Consider the following 19510-nt stretch of genomic DNA (forward strand, 5'->3'; position numbering starts at 1 on the left):
GAGGTTGGAGTGAAATCGAGCGGCCGGAGGCGAGCGAGTCGCGACACGCCCGCAGCCCGCAGCCCGCAGCCCGCAGCCCGCAGCCCGCAGCCCGCAGCCGGCCCGGCGGCCGGTCCGCGGGCCGCGCGGTGCCGGTCGTGGGCCGCGGGCCGCGGGCCTGTCGGGACTCGCTCGCCTCCGGCCGCTCGTTATCACTCGAACGAGTGGCCTGGGCTGGGATCTCTGGTCGAATCTCGGCCGTTCTACGAGGTGCGGGGGCAGAACTCGGCGGCGAGCAGCGCCGGTTCGAGGTCGGGGTCTGCGACCGCGGTCGTGTTCACCCGGAAGGTGAGGACGCGACGGCCGTCGAGGGTGGCCGCGGTGCGCACGTAGCTGCCCGGGATGCGTCCGTTGTGTCCCCACACCGTGGTCCCGCACGGCAGCTTCACGGGGAACAGGCCCATGCCGTACGCGCCGTGTGCGGCACGGGTGTCGAGCATCTCGCGCAGCCGGCGCGGGGACAGCAGCTCACCGCCGAGCAGTGCCCCGTAGAAGCGGTCCAGATCGGCGAGCGTGGTCACGAGTTCGCCCGCGGCCCCGGCCACCCGCGGGTCGAGTTCGGTGACGTCGGACCCGTCGGCGGCGTAGGCGCGGCCGTGCGGGACGGGGAGGGACGTGCGGGATCCGGGAAAGGAGGTGCCCGTCAGACCCAGCGGAGCGATGACGCGGCGCTCGGCCTCGGTGGCGTACGAGCGGCCGGTGACCTGCTCGACGATCAGGCCGAGCAGGACGTAGTTGGTGTTCGAGTAGGCGAAGCGGCCGCGGTCGGCCGGAGGGTGGGTGAGCGCGACACGCACGGACTGAAGCGGGGTGAGGGGCACCGAGCCCCCCGTGTCCCGGGTGAAGTCGTACAGGCCGCTGGTGTGGGTGAGCAGGGAGCGCAGGGTCAGCGCGCGCCCGTCGTTGCCCGCTCCCCGCACCAGGCCGGGCAGGTGCCGCTCCACCGTGTCGGACAGGGACAGCCGGTTCTCGTCCACCAGTTGCAGCACGACCGTCGCGACGAAGGTCTTGGTGATGCTGCCGGCCCGGAAGCGGTCGGTACGGGAGATTCCCGGACCTGCCTGGGCGTAACGGGTGTTCGTCGCCTCCCGGGCCAGCAGGGCGGCGGCGGGCGCCTCGCCCCGGGCGACCAGCAGGGGCAGGACGGAGTCGGTGGGCGGGGCGGAGTGCGCCTGCGATCCGGCCGGCGCCAGGCAGAGAAGGGCCAGGGACACAGGCACGGCCAGCAGTGTCCGTAGCGGCGCCATCGCGGTCCTCCCTTGTCGCGGCCCATCATGCAGGGCGGGCGGACAGGGCTCTCACCGGGCCCCGCGAATTGGCTGGAGCCCAGGTCGGAGCCGGTGGCCGGTATCAGTCGGTGAGATCCGCGGGTTCCCGGGCACCAGGGTGTGGACCCGGTGGCGCGGTCAGGGGCACCCTGGGCGTCGAGCACTTGTCGGGTGAGGGACAATGGAGGCTCTGTCAGGGCGGGTTGCATGAGGGGACGCATGTCGGAGGCGGAGCGGGCGGGGACATCCCGTCAGGACAAGAGCGCACGTCTCCTCGCCGGGCGGTACCGGCTGGGAGATGTGCTCGGCCGCGGCGGCATGGGAACGGTGTGGCGCGCCGAGGACGAGACCCTCGGCCGCACGGTTGCCGTCAAGGAGCTGCGGTTCCCGTCGAACATCGACGACGAGGAGAAACGCCGGCTGATCACGCGGACGCTGCGCGAGGCCAAGGCCATCGCCCGGATCCGCAACAAGAGCGCGGTGACGGTCTTCGACGTGGTCGACGAGGACGACCGGCCGTGGATCGTGATGGAGCTCGTCGAGGGCAAGTCCCTCGCGGAGGCCATTCGTGAGGACGGACTGCTGGAGCCGAAGCGCGCGGCGGAGGTCGGCCTGGCCATCCTCGACGTGCTGCGGTCCGCCCATCGCGAGGGCATCCTGCACCGTGACGTGAAGCCGTCGAACGTGCTGATCGCCGAGGACGGCCGGGTCGTGCTGACCGACTTCGGCATCGCCCAGGTCGAGGGCGACCCGTCCATCACCTCCACCGGCATGCTCGTCGGTGCCCCCTCCTACATCTCCCCGGAGCGCGCCCGCGGCCACAAGCCGGGCCCCGCGGCCGACCTGTGGTCGCTCGGCGGTCTGTTGTACGCGGCGGTCGAGGGTTCCCCGCCGTACGACAAGGGCTCCGCGATAGCGACGCTCACAGCGGTGATGACCGAGCCGCTGGAGGAGCCCAAGCACGCGGGTCCGCTGAAGGACGTCATCTACGGGCTGCTCACCAAGGACCCGGCGCAGCGACTCGACGACGCGGGCGCGCGGGCCATGCTGACCAAGGTGGTTCAGGCGTCAGAGCCCAGGGCCGCCGAGCCGGAGCCCGCGGACGCGACGAAGGTCGTGCCCCTGCCGGCGCAGCCGGACGCGCCCGCGGGCAAGCGGGGCGAAGAGGCGGCGGACAAGCTGCGCGGGGCGCTGCGTTCGGTGCGCAAGGCCGCGGTCGCGGCCGGTGCGGCCACCTCGGCGGCCGCGACGCGCACCAAGTCCGCCGACGGCGGAGCGGCCGCGGGCGGCGCCGGGACGACGGCGGTCTCCGCGTCCGCGCCGGCCTCGACGGCCGCTTCCGGATCGGCCCCCGCGCCGGTGTCCGGCGGCCCGTCGGCCGACGCGGCCGGTGGCGGTGGGCGGTTCGCGCAGGGGAGCGGTGACGCGGTTCCCGGTGGGCGTAGTTCGGGGTGGCCCGTCATGACGCCGCCGGATCTGCCGGCCCGGCCCGTGCCCAAGGCGCCGCTGACCGACGTGGTGCCGAAGCGCACGCTGGTGATCATCGCCCTGGTGGTGGTGCTCGCGGTGATCGGCACCGTGCTGGCCCTGACGCTCGGCGGTGGTGGCGACGACAGCGCCAAGGGCTCCAAGGGCGACAGCGGTGCGAGTACCGCGGCCGGCGCGTCCGGGAGTGCCGGTACCAAGGAGGACAAGGGCGGCGGCTCGAAGTCGGACGACGACGCGTCGCAGTCCGGCTCGACGGGCGACGACCCGGACTCCTCGGACGGGTCGGCACCGGACACCACGGCGGGCTCGGCGTCCGGCGGCTCGGGCGACACCGGCAACTCCACCTCCGGCACCTCCGGGAGCTCCGACGACAAGGTGGCGTCGAAGCACAACGGCGGGCAGGGCTACTCGATAGGACTGCCCGAGGGATGGACGTTCCAGTCCTCGGGCTCCGCGGGGGACCGCTTCACCGGTCCCGAAGGGCAGAAGCTGCTGGTCGCCTGGACGACCACGCCGAAGGACGACCCGAAGGCGGACTGGGAGAGCCAGGAGCGCTACATGACGCGCTCGCAGTATCAGAAGATCCAGATCGAGACGGTGAACTATCGCGGCTGGAAGACCGCCGACTGGGAATTCACCTACACGGAGAGCGGCACGAAGTACCGGACCGTCGACCGCGGATTCGTCGTCAACGACCATCTCGGGTACGCCCTGATGTACACGGCGCGGGCCTCGGACTGGGACGGCGATCTGCATAAGAACACATGGCGGACGCTGACGGAGACCTTCGAACCGAAGAAGTGAGCCCGGTGGCCCGCGGGTTCGGGGCCCGAGATCGGTCAACCCCTCTTTGCAGGTTGCCTCCGGCACGTATCGTGAGTGCTTGCGGACCGTACGCATCCAGCTAAACGGCCGGAACGGTCCGCGTGACGAACGGATTTGACCAGCCGGGCGGCCGGGGGAGGCGCAGTGGACGACTACGCGGGTCGGGTGCTCGCCGACCGCTACCGCCTGCCGCTGCCGCCGTCCGACGAGTACGAACTCGCCGAGACCCGCGCCTTCGACACCTACAGCGGACAGGAAGTCCTGGTCAGGCAGGTGCCGTTGCCGGAGGTCGTCGAGGCGGAGGTGCTCGACGCCGAAGGGCTGCCCGAGGGGTTCACGGCGCGTGAGCGCGCGCCACGGCGGCCGGCGGCACGTTCGGGCGCGAGCACCCGGCGGCCGGCCGATCCCGTCGTGCGGCGGGCGGTCGAGGCCGCGCAGGCGGCCGCCCGGATACCCGACCATCCGCGGCTCGACCAGGTCTTCGACGTGTTCGCCGAGGGTGGTTCGCTCTGGGTGGTCAGCGAACTGGTGGCCGCGCGGCCGCTGGCGGCGCTGCTCGCCGAGAAGCCGCTGTCGCCGTACCGGGCGGCGGAGGTCGCCTCCGACGTGCTCATGGCCCTGCGGGTGCTGCACGCGCACGGCTGGGTCCACCGCAACATCACCGCCCGCACGGTGCTCGTCTGCGACGACGGCCGGGTCATGCTGACCGGACTCGCGGTCGGCGCGGCGGAGGAGGCGCTGTGCGGGTACGACCCGGTGCCGGCCGAGGAGGCGGACGAGAGCGGCGCGGCCGGTGGGCCCGGGGAAGGACCTGGCGGCGTGCCGGGCCCGAGGGGCGGTTTCGGCGCGCCCGGCGGGCTCAGTGCCGTGGAGGCCGAGGCCGCGCGGCGGGCCGCCATCGAGGCGCGTGCCGCCGGTGGGCTGCCGTCGGCCGGCCCGGACGCGGCGCACGACACGCACGGGACGAACGCCTCGGCCCCCGTCGCCCGCCGGGCGGCCCTGGAGAGCGGTGGGGACGTCCGGGCCGCGCGCGCCGGGGCGATCGCCGCGTATCGCGCGGGCGCGCGGGCCGCGGCCCGGGTGCAGGAGGCACAGCAGAACGGCCGGGCGGCGCTGCCCGGGGCCCGTCCGGCCCCCGAGGGCGACAGCACGGCCGACGGCCGCCCACAGCCGCCGTACACCGCGGGAAGCGGTACGCAGGGCCAGAGCGGCGCCGCGCAGGGCCGCCCCGGCGGTGTGGTGCCGCCCGGGCAGATCGCCGACCCCTACGGCGTGCGCGGAGCGTCCTGGCAGGGCGCGGTGCCCCGCCCCGCGGCTCCCGCGCCGGGAGCGCCCGCGGGAGGCCTCCCCGCCGGTGCCGTGCCGCCCGGAGCGCCCGGTGGCGCGCTACCTGTGGGCGCCGTACCGCCGGGAGCCCGCGGCGGCGCTCTTCCCGTCGGCGGCGGGCAGCCGCCGGCCCGTTGGGACGATCTCCTCGCCGGTGCCCCCGTCCGGCGCGGGCCGGCGACCGCGCTGGCCGCCGAGCGGGCGCGGCAGGCACGGATGGCGCTCGTGGGACCCGTGACCGAGCGCTGGGCCCCGGAGCAGGCGGGCCCCGTGCACGAGAACTGGCAGCTGGCCGCGCCCATCGGGCCCGCGACCGACCTGTGGGCGCTGGGGGCGCTGCTCTTCAGGGTCGTACAGGGCCACGCGCCGTACCCGGAGGAGTCGACCGCCGAGCTGGTCCAGATGGTGTGCGCGGAGCCGCCCGCCTTCGCCGAGGAGTGCGGACCGCTGCGGCCGGTCGTGGAGTCGCTGCTGCGCCAGGACCCCACCGAGCGGCTCGACTTCGAGGAACTGGGCGGCTGGCTGCGCTCACTGGTGCGTTCGGCGCCCGAGCCGGACGCCGGCGTGCACGTCGTGGCCGCGCCGCCGGTGGACCCGCGCCGGCTGCCGATCGTGCGGCGGCGGGGCGAGCTGGTGCGCAGGCGGCGCGCCAAACTGCCCGCCAACAGTCCGCACGGCCGGCACAAGCGCGCCAAGCAGGAGGCCTCCGGCTCGCCGCGCAGCCTCGGGCGCACCCTGCTCGTGCTGATCCTGCTCGTGCTGGCCGGGGCGATCGCGTACGCGATGCTGTTCATGCCGAAGGCCCGGGACACCGGCGCGGCCGGCAGCGCCGGACAGGTGAGTCCGGCTCCGACGCGGTCGGACACGGGCCCCGACGCGAGCAGTGAGCCCCGGCCCGACCAGACCTCTCCCGCGCGGGAGAACACCCCCTCCGCGTCCACCGGGAGCGGCGAGACACAGACCGCGGGGCCCGAGGTCGCCGACGGCTTCACCCTGCGCAAGGACGCCGAGGGCTTCCGGGTGGCCGTGGCGAACGGCTGGGACCGCACGCCGAAGAACGGGCTCGGGCAGGTGGTGTACGGGCACGGGGACTTCGAGCTGATCGTCGTACCGGGCCGGGACCGCGCGTCGGCGTACGGCACCGATCCGATGGTCTACCAGCGCGAGAAGGAGTACGAGCTGGGCCCGTACCGCGCGTCCAGCTGGGCCACCTCCGGCGGCCTGCGCACGATCGAGGTGGGCGGGCGGACCATGGCCGAGGGGCAGTTCACCTGGAGCGACGACAGCGGGCGCGAGCTGTTCGTCCGCAACCTGGCGATGCTCGTCGACGGGCGGTACCACGTGGTGCAGGTCCGCGGCCCCGAGGCCGAGCGCGACGAGGTGACGCGGTTGTACGAGCAGGCGTCGGCGACCTACCGGTCGACCGGTTGATCCGGTATCCGGCTCGCCGTACGGCCACGGTGTTTCGGCGCCTTCGTCGCCCGCCCGGGTTCGGTTCCCACCGGCCGACAGAAGCGACAACCGTCACAGTGCGGTTTCCTGGGCACCCCGCTTGTTCCCTGGACGCGGGCCGGTCCTTAGTCTGACCCTGTCAAGAGCATTGCGGGGCAACGTGAATCAGATGCAGGGCCTGCTCCTCGCGGGCCGGTACCGGCTCGCCGACGCGATCGGCAGCGGCGGCATGGGCCGCGTGTGGCGGGCGCACGACGAGCTGCTGCACCGTGCTGTCGCGGTCAAGGAGCTGACGGCCGCGCTGTACGTGTCCGAGAGCGAGCGGGGCGTGCTGCTCGCGCGGACCCGCGCGGAGGCACGGGCCGCCGCGCGGATCAACCACTCGGCCGTCGTCACCGTGCACGACGTCCTCGAACACGACGGCCGGCCGTGGATCGTGATGGAGCTGGTCGAGGGCCGCTCGCTGGCCGACGAGGTCAAGGAACAGGGACGCGTCGAGGCCACCGAGGCCGCGCGGATCGGCCTGTGGGTGCTGCGCGCCCTGACCGCCGCGCACACCGCGGGCGTACTCCACCGGGACGTCAAGCCCGGCAACGTCCTGCTCGGCCACGACGGCCGCGTCCTGCTCACGGACTTCGGCATCGCCCAGATCGAGGGCGACACCACCATCACCCGTACCGGAGAGGTCGTCGGCTCGGTCGACTACCTGGCCCCGGAGCGCGTCCGCGGCCACGACCCCGGGCCGTCCTCCGACCTGTGGGCGCTCGGCGCGACGCTGTACACGGCGGTGGAGGGCCGGTCGCCGTTCCGCCGCACCTCACCGCTGACCACCATGCAGGCGGTCGTCGAGGAGGAGGCCGCCGGACCGCGGTACGCCGGTCCGCTGGAGCCCGTCATCAGCGCCCTCCTGCGCAAGGACCCGGCCACCCGGCCGGACGCGGCCCAGGCCGAGCAGATGCTCGCCGAGGCCGCGGAGGGACGGCGCCCCAGCGCCGCGCAGGCGTTCGTCCCGACGCAGTACGGCGGAACCGGGGAGTCGGGGGCCGGGCGGCCCACCGGGCAGGGGACGGGGACCGGCGGGGCGTCGTACGGGCCCGAGGCGGCCACGGCGTACCGTCCCGAGACGGGCGTGACGGCCATCGGGCCGACCGCGATGGGACCGACGGGAACCGGTGGCCTCCCCGCGGAGGGGACCGGCACGTCCGCGCCCCCGAGGCGCCGTCGGCTGCGCTCGCTCGCCCTGGTGATCGTGCTCGCCGCGCTCGTCGGCGGGGGCACCGCGGTGGGCCTTCAGAAGTGGCACGAGGGACGGCAGGACCGGAACGGCTCGGCAGCTTCGTCCGGCCCGACCGGGGCGAACCCCGGGGCGTCGACGAGCGCGTCGGGAACGCCTGGCCCCGACGCGCAGACGGTCCCCGACAACTGGGAGCACGTCGACGACCCGCTGGGGTTCGGCCTCGCCCTGCCCAACGGCTGGACGCGGTCGGTCTTCAGCGACGAGGGCGACCTGACCCAGATCGACTACTCGCCCGACGGCGGCAGGCACTTCGTCCGGATCGCCGTCGACGCCTCGCCCGACTTCGCCGACCCGTACGAGCACCAGCGCGACCTGGACCAGCAGCTCACCCGGCTGGTCGACTACGACCGGGTGCGGCTGGAGGTCAACACCTACCGCGACCGCAGGGCCTCGCTGTGGGAGTACACCTGGACCGCGCAGGCGAAGGACACGAAGTTCCCCGGGCCGCGCCGCGCGATCGACGAGACGTACATCAGCCGGGACGGCGTGGAGTACGCGATCTACCTGTCCTCGCCGGCCGAGGACTGGCCGACCGCGCGGGAGCAGTTCGACACGCTGTTGCGGAGCTGGCAGCCCAAGGCCTCGTGACCTGGGCCCGGCCGGCCGGACGGGCCACGCCCGAGTGACCCGCGCCGAACCGGGTGGCCGGTCCGGGCCTTGATCACCTGTGCCCACCCGGCGCACCGGCCCAACCCGTGGGCGCAGGGCGGCCGTTCGGGGCGGGCTTGGCCGGTCGCCGCCCCGGAGCCCGGCCGTCCGGTGCGGCATGATGGGGCTCATGGGGACCGAGGGGGACTTCCGTGTGATCGCGGGCCGCTACCGGCTGGAGGCGCGGCTGGGACGCGGCGGCATGGGCATCGTCTGGCGTGCCACCGACCAACTGCTCGGTCGGCGGGTGGCGGTCAAGGAGCTCGCCTTCGACGAGACCCTCTCCCCGGAGGAGATCCGACGGCAGCGCGACCGGACGCTGCGCGAGGCCCGCGCGGTCGCCCAGCTGCGCCACCCGCACATCATCGTCGTGCACGACGTCGTCGAGCAGGACGAACGCCCGTACATCGTCATGGAGTTGATCGACGGCGGCTCGCTGGCCGACCGGATCTCCCGGCGCGGACCGGTCGACGTCGGTGAGGCCGCCCGGATCGGCATCGACCTGCTGAGCGCGCTGCGCGCGGCGCACGCGGCCGGTGTCCTGCACCGGGACATCAAGCCCGCGAACGTCCTGGTCGCCGAGGACGGCCGGGTCGTCCTCACCGACTTCGGCATCGCCCAGGTCGCGGGCGCCACCACGATCACCGACACCGGAGCCTTCGTCGGCTCGCCCGAGTACACCGCGCCCGAGCGGATGTCCGGCGCCGGCACCGGACCCGCCTCCGACCTGTGGTCGCTCGGCGCGCTGCTCTGCACGGCCCTCAGCGGTGAATCGCCCTTCCGGCGCGACTCGTTGGGCGGCATCCTGCACGCCGTGGTCTTCGCCGACATCCGTACGCCCGGGCAGGCCGAGCCGCTGCTCCCGGTCGTACGGGGGCTGCTCGAACGCGATCCGGAACGGCGGCTGGACGCGGCGGAGGCGGAGCGGATGCTGCGCGGCTTCCTGGAGACGGGCCGTACGCCGCTGCCGCCGCCGACCGGCTACACGCCGACCCGCCGGGACCTGCCCGCCCGGCCGGCCCCGGCCCCCTCGCCCGGGGCGCTCTCCCGGCGGGGCGTGCTGGTGGCCGCGCTGCTCGTCGCGGCGGTGGCGGGGGCGGGTCTGTCCGCGGCGGCGCTGCTGATGGACCGGGGCGGCGACGGGGGCGGGACGCCGGTCAGTTCGGCACCGGGACGTTCCACGAGCCCCACGCCCACCCCTTCGTCCTCCGCCCCGCGCACGCACTCCGCCTCGCCTTCGCGCTCGCTCTCCTCCTCGCCCTCGGCCCCGGTCTCGCCCTCCGTGACACGGTCCCCGTCCCCCGTGTCCGTGGACCGGCCCACCGCGCCCTCCGGCTACCGCGTCGCCGACGACCCGGCAGGGTTCGCGCTCGCCGTGCCGGAGGACTTCACCCGCGAGCCCCAGGGCGAGCGGATCTTCTACATGTCGCCGGGGAAGACCTTCCGCCTCGGCATCAAGGTCACCGACCCCGAACCGGGCGGCCCGCTCGCGGTGATGCGGCGCGCGCACGCCGAGGGCCCCGACACGAACCCCGGGTACCACGACGGCCGGGTGGTCGAGACCGCGCACGGCGGACGGCCCGCCGCCCTGTGGGAGTTCAGCTGGAAGGGCTTCAGCACGGCCGAGGGCCCCCGGCACACCTACGACCTGTGCTGGGAGGAGAACGGGCGGATGTACGACGTATGGGTGTCGGCGCCGGTCGGGAAGGTGCGGGAGGCCCGGGAGTACTTCGACGTCGCGGTCGACACGTTCGTACGGACCTGAGCGCCGAAACCGGCACAAGCCGGAGATAGGCGACCGCCCGCGTCACGGGTCTGTGACCGGTGCGCGTCCGGTGTGGATGCGGGAGTTCACGGCGCGATAGGGATGGGGGCATGAGGAGCAACGGGGGGCGCCGTCACGGGGCCGACGAGCCGACAAGTTTCGCTCTGCAACCGCCGGATCCGGCTGCGGCCGTACCGTCGCCGCATGCGGCCGGGGGCGTACCGTCGCCGCACCCGGCCGCGGCCGTGAGACCGCCGGACTCGGCCGTGGCCGTGCCGCCGCAGACCGCGGACGACGGCACCGGACGGCTCATCGGCGATCGGTACCGGCTGCTGGCCAGGCTCGGGCACGGCGGCATGGGCACGGTGTGGCGGGCCAGGGACGAGACGGTGGACCGCGAGGTCGCGGTCAAGGAGCCGCGCGTCCCGGACCATGTTCCCGAGCACGAACGCGACAACGCCTTCGAGCGGATGCGCCGTGAGGCGCGCGCCGCGGCCCGGCTGGACCATCCGGCCGTCGTGGACGTGTACGACGTGGCCGTGGTCGACGGCCGGCCGTGGATCGTGATGGAGCTGGTGCGGGGGCGCTCCCTCGGGGACGCCCTCCAGGAGGGCACGCTCGGCGCGCGCGAGGCCGCCCGGGTCGGCCTGGAGGTGCTGGGCGCGCTGGAGGCCGCGCACGCGGCGGGCATCCTGCACCGGGACGTCAAACCGGACAACGTGCTGCTCGGCCGGCACGGCCGGGTCGTGCTCACCGACTTCGGCATCGCGCGGATCGAGGGCGAGACGAACCTGACGGACACCGGCGGCTTCGTCGGCTCGCCCGAGTACGTCGCGCCGGAGCGGGTGCTGGGGCAGCGGCCCGGCCCGGCGAGCGACCTGTGGTCGCTGGGCGTGCTGCTGTACGCGGCGACGGAGGGCGTCTCGCCCTTCCGTCGCAGCAATACGCCCGCCACGCTCCAGTCCGTCCTGAACGGCACGCCCGCCCCGCCCGCCTCCGCGCGGGGCACGCTCGCCGAGGCCATCAACGGCCTGCTCCAGAAGGACCCGGTCCGTCGCCCGGCCCCCGCCCAGGTCCGTGCCCTGCTGGAGACGGCCGCGCACCCGCCCGCCCCCGAACCCACCCAGGCCGTACGGTCCGAGACAGGCGAAGGCCCCCCGAGGACCGGGCCGCGGACCGGGCCGCGGCCGGGCTCGCGGCTCTCGCGCACGGCGTGGGCCGGGCTCGGTGCGGCGCTCGCCGCGCTGGCGGCGGTGGCGTATCTGGTGGTCGCCGACCCGTTCGCGGGCCCGCTGCCCGACGACTGGGACAAGCACCGGGAGAAGGACGTCGCCGCGACCCTCGTGGTGCCGCACGGCTACGAGCGCGCGGATCCCGACCGGAAGACGGACCAGGGGCACTGGGTCACCTACACCGACTTGAGCGGCACCATCTCCATCGGCCTGTCCCTGGACCGGAAGGCGCAGGACACGGGCCGCACCATCGCCGGGTCAGCCGCGGCCGAGATGTACGACGACGACAGCAAGTTCCGGGAGCAGGGCGATTACGCCCTCGACATGTCCGAGGGCGCGAATACCTCCCCTGAGGGCGAGATGACGTACCGCGGCGGGAAGGCCGCCGAGAACACGATCGTCTACACCACCCACGACGCCCAGCACCCACGCCCCCGCGAGGCGCGGATCTTCTACTACAAGAGCGCCGCCGGGGACATGTACAAGCTCACCGTGAGCTACCCCGGGAAGGGGGATGTCACGGAGCGGGGCCGGGAGGTGGCGCGGACGGCCATCGCGAACCTGGACGTCGACCGGCTCTGACGACCCCCCCCGCGAGGGCACAGGGTGTGAGGGCTTCAGGGCTTCAGGGCTTCAGCCGGTCGGCGATCGTCCTGACCAGGCTGGTCTGCGCCACCCGCAGCCCGAACTTCCCGCCGTCACCGCCGGAGACCGCTCGGGCGTACCAGGCCCGGCCGCGCCGGTGCCATGTGCCGGCCGGCAGGGTCTTCGGGAGCGCCGGGAGCGGTGCCGTCCGGTCGCCGAGACGCAGTTCGCCGCGCCAGAGCCCGGCGGGCAGCTCGGACACCTGGACGTTCGCGGTGAAGGTGTCGGTGTACGGGGTGCGTTCGGCGGGGAAGGCCACGCTGGTCCCGTCGGCGGTCAGGACGACGGTGAGGTCGCCGTCCGGGTAGGCGCCCAGCGTGCTCCGGCCGGTGACCACCAGCCGGCCGGGGTCGCCCGCCGACCAGCGGAACGTCTCGACGGGCAGCCGTGGCATGACCCGGTGCTTCCGCTCGCCGAGGTCGAGCGTGTAGTTGCCGTGCGGCTTGGTGGTGTACAGGGTGACGGCACGGGCGCCGCGCGCGGTGTCCACGACCCGTACGTCCGGGCTGCCGTCCAGCGACCGGTCCCGCTTGCCGCCGATGCGGGCGTCCCGGGACAGTCCCCGCGCGCCCACGCTGAGGTGGATGTCCCAGAGGCCGTCGGCCAGGGGCTCGCCGTCGGCCGCGGTGTCGAGGTCGACGACGGCCTCGAAGCCGGCCCGCTCGTAGGCGAACGTCCCCGCGTCCTCGTCGGCACCGAGGCCCGGGGTGGGGGTGTGCGTCACGGGCAGCCGGTACTCGACCTTGGTGTCGCGCTCGCGCAGCAGCAGGGCCGTGCTCACCTCGTCGGTCGCCACGCGGTGCAGGTAGGCGTGCCCGGCCAGGTGCAGCGTGGTGCCGCGCAGTTCGGCGCGGGAGACGTGGTGACGGGTGCCGAGCCGGTCGGTGACGTCGTAGTAGGCGTCGGGGACGGAGCGGTCCGGGTCGCGCAGGAAGGGGTGGCGCACATAGGCCCGGCCGTCCTCGACGAGCAGCGGGGTGGCGGACTTCGACGCGCTCTCCCGGATCTCGAAGCGGTCGACCTCCAGGAGCTCGTCGAGCATCCGCTCCCGGATGAAGTGCAGCCGCAGCCAGGCCAGTCCGGTGATCCGCTCGCGCAGGCCCTCGTGGAGCAGCGGGTCGATGATCTCGGCGAGCCGGGCGAGGGTCTTCTCCTGCTGCTCGCGCGGCTCTCGTGCGAGGTGCCAGCGGACCAGGGTGCGCACCTCGACGGTCAGGTGCCGGTGCGCCAGGTGGTCGCGGTCCGGTCCGGCCGGCACGCTGTCCACCATCAGGTCGACCATGCGGGCGAGATAGCGCAGCCGCGGCTCCGAGCCGGAGGTGGTCTTGGTGACGTTGTTGCCGTCGTCGCGCAGCACCCAGAACACGCAGTCGTAGTCGGCGACGACGGAGACGCCCGCCGCCGCCAGGTACGCCCTGCCCACGAACGGCTGGTCCTCGCCGGTGCGCAGATCGGTCGGGAAACGCAGTGCGAGCCGTTCCAGCAGCGCGCGGCGGAACAGCTTCATGGGGCTGAGCGTCCACCAGACACGCGAGGTGAAGACATCGGTCTTCGGCTGGTCGCGCTGGAACATCGACTTGGGCGCGCCGCGTCCGCCGACGCCGACCATCTTGCCGAGGACGACGTCGGTGCCGTTCTCCTCGGCCATGGCGACCATGCGCTCCAGGGCCTCGGGGCCCAGGTAGTCGTCGGCGTCCAGGAAGAAGACGTACCTGCCGCGCGCGAGGTCCAGACCGGCGTTGCGGGGGGCGGCGGGGCCGCCGGAGTTCTCCTGGTGGACGACGCGGATCAGCTTCGGGTACAGACCGGCCAGGCGTTCGAGTTCGGCGGGGGTCGTGTCCGTGGAGCCGTCGTTGACTGCGATGACTTCCAGCTGCTCACGGCCGATGGTCTGGTCCGCGACGGACTCGACGCAACGCGTCAGATAAGGCATCGCGTTGTACGCAGCGATGATCACCGAAACGGTGGGGCCGGCCATCGTCACGCTCTCCAAGAATGCGGGGCACGCCCCGGATCATGGTCGGCTTCGCGGACGCTGGCTCAGCCTCCGTTTGCTTGGGGAAAGGTGCCGGAAGAAAAAGGAAGGAATGTGAAGATACCATGAGCCGCCGATGGATACCCGGTGTCCAAACGGCGAAACCTTTTATTTACTCGGGCGTGATGCATATCACTCAATATGACCGATCCGCCCACTGATCGATTTCATGGCACATTCCCAAACATTGCTTCGAGAGAGACGCGGAGAGACGCGGAGAGACGCAGAGAGACGCAGAGAGACGCAGAGAGGCGCGGAAAGACGCGAAAGACACGGAAGGGCGCGGAAAGACGCGCAAAGCCTGCGGGGTCAAAGCGCCGGAATGCGGCTCGCGCCTCAGTCCCGCAGCCGCTCCCGGAATCCTCCCGGCGTGACCCCGAACGCGCGGCGAAACGCGTGCGACAGCGCGTACGGACTGCCGTAACCCCGCCTCTCGGGCCGCCGTCCCCAAGGGAGCGTCCGTGTCCCGCGGGCGCGCCGCCGCCAGGGCCGGCCGTCACCACGTCAGGTGCGCCACCGGCGGCCGGCCGGGGATGTTCGCGACCGCCTGACGATCGGACGTGACCGAACTGTGGCTCGCCGACGGAGAACAACGCCCTGATCAGCGCGTTCGTTGCCAGTGACCACTGGCGTCGTGTGAGCACTCGGTGAATCCCGATTACCGACGGGTACCCAAAGCCTGCGCACCGGCATACCCTGCGGCCATGACGGACTCGCAGGCCCCGGAGAAGACCGGCACGGGCACGCCCGAACAGACCGGCAGCAACCCCCTCGCCCCCGCTCCCGCGGGCGCCCGTACCGCCGCCGACGTGGTCACCCCCGAGCTGGTCGCCCAGCTCACCAAGGGCGTGGTCGGCTCGGGCCGGACCGCCAACCACACGCCGTTCACCGGCGAGAAGCTCGCCGACCTGCCCGAGTCCACCCCCGAGGACGTACGCGAGGCCTTCGCGGCGGCCCGCCTCGCGCAGGCCGTCTGGGCGCGGACCCCCGTCCGGCAGCGCGCCGCGGTCCTGCTCCGCTTCCACGATCTCGTCCTCGACCGCCAGGCCGAGGTGCTCGACCTGATCCAGCTGGAGACGGGCAAGGCGCGCCTGCACGCCCACGAGGAAGTGCAGGCGGTGGTCGTCGCGGCCCGCCACTACGGCCGCAAGGCCCCCTCCTACCTGAGGCCCAAGCGGCACGCGGGCGCCATGCCCACCCTCACCAAGGTCACCGAACTGCGCCACCCGCGCGGTGTCGTCGGCCAGATCGCTCCCTGGAACTACCCGCTCGAACTCTCCGTCGGCGACGCGCTTCCCGCCTTCGTCGCGGGCAACGCCGTCGTGATGAAGCCGGACACCGAGACCTGCCTGACCGCCCTGTGGGCCCGTGACCTGCTCATCGAGGCCGGACTGCCCGCCGGCGTCTTCCAGGTCGTCCTCGGTGACGGCCCGGTGGTCGGCCCCGAGGTCGTCAAGCACGCCGACTACGTCTCCTTCACCGGCTCCACCCGCACCGGCCGCGAGGTCGCCCAGGGGGCCGCCGCCCGCCTCATCGGCGTCTCCCTCGAACTCGGCGGCAAGAACGCCATGCTGGTCCTGGAGGACGCCGACATCGAGAAGGCGGCCGCGGGCGCCGTCCGCGCCTGCTTCTCCTCCGCCGGCCAACTCTGCATCTCCATCGAGCGGTTGTACGTCCACGAGTCGATCGCGGACGTCTTCCTGGAGCGCTTCGCCGCGCGCACCAGGGCCATGCGGCTCGGCACCTCCCTCGCCTACGGCGCCGACATGGGTTCCCTGGTCGGCGAACGCCAGCTGGAGACCGTCAAGCGGCACGTGGAGGAGGCCGTCGCCAAGGGCGCGAAGGTGGTCGCCGGCGGGGTCGCCCGACCCGACATCGGCCCGTACTTCTTCGAGCCCACCATCCTCGACGGCGTCGAGGCGCCCATGGCGGTGTGCACGGAGGAGACCTTCGGCCCGGTCGTCTCCGTCTACCGCTTCACCTCCGAGGACGAGGCCGTCGAGCACGCCAACTCCACGCCGTACGGCCTGAACTCCTCCGTCTGGACGAAGGACGGCCGGCGCGGCCGCGCGGTCGCCGCCCGGCTGAGCACCGGCACGGTCAACGTCAACGAGGGGTACGCCCCCGCCTACGGCAGCGTCCAGTCGCCGATGGGCGGCATGAAGGACTCCGGCCTCGGCCGCCGCCACGGCTCCGAGGGCATCCTCAAGTACACCGAGGCGCAGACGGTCGCCCAGCAGCGGCTGCTGCCGATGGCCCCTTCCCTCGGTATGGACGACGAGAAGTACGCGGCGTTCATGAGCACGAGCCTGAGGGTCATGAAGGCACTCCGGCTCCGGTAGCCGGACCACGGGGCGCGGGGGACCGCGCGATCAGCCACCGATCACCCGCACTGCACACTCAAAGGGGAGAACGCACGTGCAGAAGGATGCCTACGACTACGACGTGATCGTCGTCGGCTCAGGATTTGGCGGCTCGGTCACCGCCCTGCGCCTCACCGAAAAGGGTTACGACGTCGGCGTCCTGGAAGCCGGCCGCCGCTTCACCCCGGGCACGCTCCCGAAGAACTCCTGGGACCTCAGGAACTACCTCTGGGCCCCGAGACTCGGCATGTACGGCATCCAGCGCATCCATCTGCTGGGCAACGTGATGGTGCTGGCGGGCGCCGGGGTCGGCGGCGGCTCCCTCAACTACGCCAACACCCTCTACGTCCCGCCGAAGCCGTTCTTCGACGACCCCCAGTGGCGGGACATCACCGACTGGCAGGAGGAGCTGACGCCGTACTACGACCAGGCCCGGCGCATGCTCGGCGTACGGCTCAACCCGACCATGACCCCGTCCGACGTGCACCTCAAGGCGGCGGCACAGCGGATGGGGGTGGGCGACACCTTCCACATGGCGCCGGTCGGGGTGTTCTTCGGGGACGGTCAGGACGCCGACGGCGGGGCCCGCGCCAAGCCTGGTGAGCAGGCGGCGGACCCGTACTTCGGCGGGGCGGGCCCGGCGCGCAAGGCCTGTACCGAGTGCGGCGAGTGCATGACGGGCTGCCGGCACGGCGCGAAGAACACCCTCAACGAGAACTACCTGTACCTCGCCGAGAAGGCGGGCGCGGTCGTGCACCCCATGACCACGGTCATGTCGGTCACCGAGGACTCGCGCGGCGGCTACGCGGTCGCCACCCTGCCGACGGACCGGAAGAAGGGCGAGGGGCGCACGTTCACGGCCCGCCGGGTCGTCCTCGCCGCCGGCACCTACGGCACCCAGACGCTGCTGCACCGCATGAAGGCGGGCCGGCAGCTGCCGTACGTCTCGGAGAAGCTCGGCGAGCTGACCCGTACGAACTCCGAGGCGCTGGTCGGCGCCCAGACCGACGACCGCCGCTATCGCAAGGCGACCGGCGAACCGAAGGTCGACTTCACCCGCGGGGTGGCCATCACCTCCTCGGTCCACCCCGACGAGAACACCCACATCGAGCCGGTCCGTTACGGCAAGGGCTCCAACTCGATGGGCGGGCTGTCGATCCTCCAGGTCCCGTACACCGAGGGCTCCTCCCGGCTGGCGGCCTGGCTGGCGAACGCCGCCCGGCACCCCCTGCTGATGCTGCGTTCCCTGTCCAACCGGCGCTGGTCGGAGCGGACCATCATCGGCCTGGTGATGCAGTCCCTGGACAACTCCCTGACGACGCACCTGAAAGCGGATGGCGTCGGCAAGGGGCTGCTCACCGCCCGCCAGGGCCACGGCGCTCCCAACCCCAAGCAGATCAGGGCCGCGTCCGAGGCCGCCTCGGCCGTCGCCGCCGAGATCAACGGCTTCGCGGGCTCGAACGTGGGCGAGCTGATGGGCACCCCGCTCACCGCCCACTTCCTCGGCGGCTGCCCGATCGGCGCCACGCGCGAGAGCGGCGTCATCGACCCGTACCACCGCCTCTACGGCCACCCCGGCATCTCGGTCGTCGACGGTTCGGCCGTCTCGGCGAACCTGGGCGTGAACCCGTCCCTGACGATCACCGCCCAGGCCGAGCGCGCCATGTCGTACTGGCCCAACAAGGGCGAGGAGGACCCGCGCCCCGCGCAGGGAGAGGCCTACGCGCGTCTGCACCCGGTCGAGCCGAAGTCGCCGGCGGTTCCGACGGAGGCGTTCGGCGCGCTGCGGCTGCCGTTCCTGGGCATGCCGACGGTGCCGCCGAAGCAGACGAAGTGACGGAAACCCGGAGGGGGACCTGAGTTCCCCTCCGGGCCCAGGTCCCCCTCCGTCGCGTCACGCGGTACGTCTCACGCCCGCGCTTCGTCCTTGCGCCGGCGGACCATGAACACCGCACCCGCGCCGGCCACGACGGCGACGCCGCCGACCAGGCCGATCATCGGGAGGGCGGAGCTGGAGCCGGTCGAGGCGAGGTTGCCCGTGGCCGGGATCTCGTCGGCGCCGCCCTGCGGCTCCTTGCCGCCGGTCGGCTTCCCGCCCTTGCCCGGCTTGGCCTCGCCCGGGTCCTCGTTGCTGCTGCCGGGCGCCAGAACCTCGAACTCGTAGAGCGCGAAGGAGCTGTGCACACAGTTCTTCTCGGTGTCCAGGTATCCGCCGAAGCCCACGCTGTAGGCGTCGGAGGGCTCCGCCCGGGCGGTGATGTCGACGCGCAGCTTGATGTCGACGGTCGCCTTGGGGCCGAGTTCCGTCTCGCCGAAGTAGTAGCCGCCGAAGACCTCGCCGTCGATCGACTCCCAGGCCTTGGTCCGCGGGTTGAGGTACTGGACCTTGGTGAAGTTGCTGAGCGGAAAGCCTCCCGGGTCGCTGTGGTAGGAGTCGATGGCCGCGGCCCAGTGCACCGTGCCCAGGCTCTTGTCGCTGTGGTTGGCGGCGGTGAGCTGGAAGGTGTGCCAGCCGCTGCCCGCGACGATCTTGCCGGGCAGGCCGGAGACGTCGATGCTCAGCTGGGAGTCGACGTCGATGCCGTCCTCGTCGGTCGGGCACTCGTCGGGTTCGTCGGACGGCTCGTCGCTCGGCGTGCTCGACGAGGACGGCGAGGGCGGGGCGATCGCGGTGTTGCTCGGCGTACCGGTGCCGGGGGTCCCGTCGTCGCCGGCCGGGTCGTCGGTGCCCGGCGTGGAGCCGTTGCCGTCGTCGGCGGGCTGGCTGCTCTGGTCCGCGGCAGGGGTGGACTCGTCGGCGGCGGGAGTGCTCTCGTCCGCGGCCGGCGCGCTCGTGGAAGTGTCGGGTGTGGTGTCGGCGAAGGCGGTGGGAGCCGAGAGCAGGGCGAGCGGCACGATGACGGCCGTCGCGGCCGCGGTGGCCAGAGCTCGGCGAATCTTCATGAAGACCTCGGTGTGTCCGGATGCGCCACGACATCGGGGTCGCCGCACACCACTGCGTGGAGGCTTCCGCGAGTGGGGCGCGGGGTGGCCGTGGTTCGCAGGGTTCGATCAGCGGCGGGGCCGAATGGTTGTGCCGCCCTCACGCACGTTTCACAGCCGTGATCACGCAAGAGCCCCGCGCCCA

Annotated in this window: 10 protein-coding genes and 1 pseudogene; 7 read left to right on the forward strand and 4 right to left on the reverse strand. The window is 73.1% G+C overall.

Annotated elements, in window-relative coordinates:
• Positions 1 to 242: 242 nt before the first annotated feature.
• Positions 243 to 1286, reverse strand: a complete 1044-nt coding sequence (locus ACWCQK_RS29885) for a serine hydrolase domain-containing protein (RefSeq protein WP_451160171.1) — start codon at positions 1284 to 1286, stop codon at positions 243 to 245.
• A gap of 240 nt (positions 1287 to 1526) precedes the next feature.
• Here ACWCQK_RS29885 and ACWCQK_RS29890 point away from each other — a divergent pair, with 240 nt between their 5' ends.
• From ACWCQK_RS29890 to ACWCQK_RS29910, 5 genes are all read left to right on the forward strand, one after another.
• A complete protein-coding gene (locus tag ACWCQK_RS29890) occupies positions 1527 to 3599 on the forward strand; it encodes a protein kinase domain-containing protein (RefSeq protein ID WP_451160173.1) in 2073 nt (690 codons plus the stop codon).
• A 165-nt stretch (positions 3600 to 3764) separates the two neighbouring features.
• Positions 3765 to 6377 carry a protein kinase gene (locus ACWCQK_RS29895; protein ID WP_451160175.1) on the forward strand — a complete coding sequence of 871 codons (2613 nt, stop codon included), beginning with the start codon at positions 3765 to 3767 and terminating at the stop codon, positions 6375 to 6377.
• Positions 6378 to 6567: 190 nt separating this feature from the next.
• On the forward strand, positions 6568 to 8283 hold the full coding sequence (locus ACWCQK_RS29900) for a serine/threonine-protein kinase (protein ID WP_451160177.1): 1716 nt from the start codon (positions 6568 to 6570) through the stop codon (positions 8281 to 8283).
• A 190-nt stretch (positions 8284 to 8473) separates the two neighbouring features.
• Complete coding sequence (locus ACWCQK_RS29905) at positions 8474 to 10108, forward strand: serine/threonine-protein kinase (RefSeq protein ID WP_451160179.1); 1635 nt, start codon at positions 8474 to 8476, stop codon at positions 10106 to 10108.
• Positions 10109 to 10218: 110 nt separating this feature from the next.
• The gene (locus ACWCQK_RS29910; RefSeq protein ID WP_451160181.1) at positions 10219 to 11922 is read left to right on the forward strand and encodes a serine/threonine-protein kinase; all 1704 of its coding nucleotides are present in this window, start codon (positions 10219 to 10221) and stop codon (positions 11920 to 11922) included.
• A gap of 43 nt (positions 11923 to 11965) precedes the next feature.
• On the opposite strand, the gene ACWCQK_RS29915 is transcribed toward ACWCQK_RS29910, so the two are convergent.
• Positions 11966 to 13963 carry a glycosyltransferase family 2 protein gene (locus tag ACWCQK_RS29915; RefSeq protein ID WP_451160183.1) on the reverse strand — a complete coding sequence of 666 codons (1998 nt, stop codon included), beginning with the start codon at positions 13961 to 13963 and terminating at the stop codon, positions 11966 to 11968.
• Positions 13964 to 14356: 393 nt separating this feature from the next.
• Positions 14357 to 14555: pseudogene (locus ACWCQK_RS29920) on the reverse strand (helix-turn-helix domain-containing protein); the annotation flags it as partial.
• Between the two features lie 169 nt (positions 14556 to 14724).
• On the opposite strand from ACWCQK_RS29920, the gene ACWCQK_RS29925 reads away from it, so the two are divergent.
• Positions 14725 to 16362 carry a succinic semialdehyde dehydrogenase gene (locus tag ACWCQK_RS29925; RefSeq protein ID WP_451160185.1) on the forward strand — a complete coding sequence of 546 codons (1638 nt, stop codon included), beginning with the start codon at positions 14725 to 14727 and terminating at the stop codon, positions 16360 to 16362.
• A 76-nt stretch (positions 16363 to 16438) separates the two neighbouring features.
• Positions 16439 to 18220 (forward strand): GMC oxidoreductase, encoded by a 1782-nt coding sequence (locus ACWCQK_RS29930; RefSeq protein ID WP_451160187.1) that lies wholly within the window; start codon positions 16439 to 16441, stop codon positions 18218 to 18220.
• A gap of 71 nt (positions 18221 to 18291) precedes the next feature.
• Here the strand turns inward: ACWCQK_RS29930 and ACWCQK_RS29935 are convergent, their stop codons facing one another.
• Positions 18292 to 19326, reverse strand: a complete 1035-nt coding sequence (locus ACWCQK_RS29935; RefSeq protein WP_451160189.1) for an LAETG motif-containing sortase-dependent surface protein — start codon at positions 19324 to 19326, stop codon at positions 18292 to 18294.
• Positions 19327 to 19510 lie beyond the last annotated feature (184 nt).

Source organism: Streptomyces sp. NPDC002306 (assembly GCF_053593435.1).

Excerpts from the sequence above, each read along its gene's own strand:
- ACWCQK_RS29910 (WP_451160181.1), top strand. The coding sequence starts at position 10,219 with ATGAGGAGCAACGGGGGGCGCCGTCACGGGGCCGACGAGCCGACAAGT.
- ACWCQK_RS29915 (WP_451160183.1), bottom strand. The coding sequence starts at position 13,963 with ATGGCCGGCCCCACCGTTTCGGTGATCATCGCTGCGTACAACGCGATG.
- ACWCQK_RS29885 (WP_451160171.1), bottom strand. The coding sequence starts at position 1,286 with ATGGCGCCGCTACGGACACTGCTGGCCGTGCCTGTGTCCCTGGCCCTT.
- ACWCQK_RS29905 (WP_451160179.1), top strand. The coding sequence starts at position 8,474 with ATGGGGACCGAGGGGGACTTCCGTGTGATCGCGGGCCGCTACCGGCTG.
- ACWCQK_RS29925 (WP_451160185.1), top strand. The coding sequence starts at position 14,725 with ATGACGGACTCGCAGGCCCCGGAGAAGACCGGCACGGGCACGCCCGAA.
- ACWCQK_RS29900 (WP_451160177.1), top strand. The coding sequence starts at position 6,568 with ATGCAGGGCCTGCTCCTCGCGGGCCGGTACCGGCTCGCCGACGCGATC.
- ACWCQK_RS29890 (WP_451160173.1), top strand. The coding sequence starts at position 1,527 with ATGTCGGAGGCGGAGCGGGCGGGGACATCCCGTCAGGACAAGAGCGCA.
- ACWCQK_RS29935 (WP_451160189.1), bottom strand. The coding sequence starts at position 19,326 with ATGAAGATTCGCCGAGCTCTGGCCACCGCGGCCGCGACGGCCGTCATC.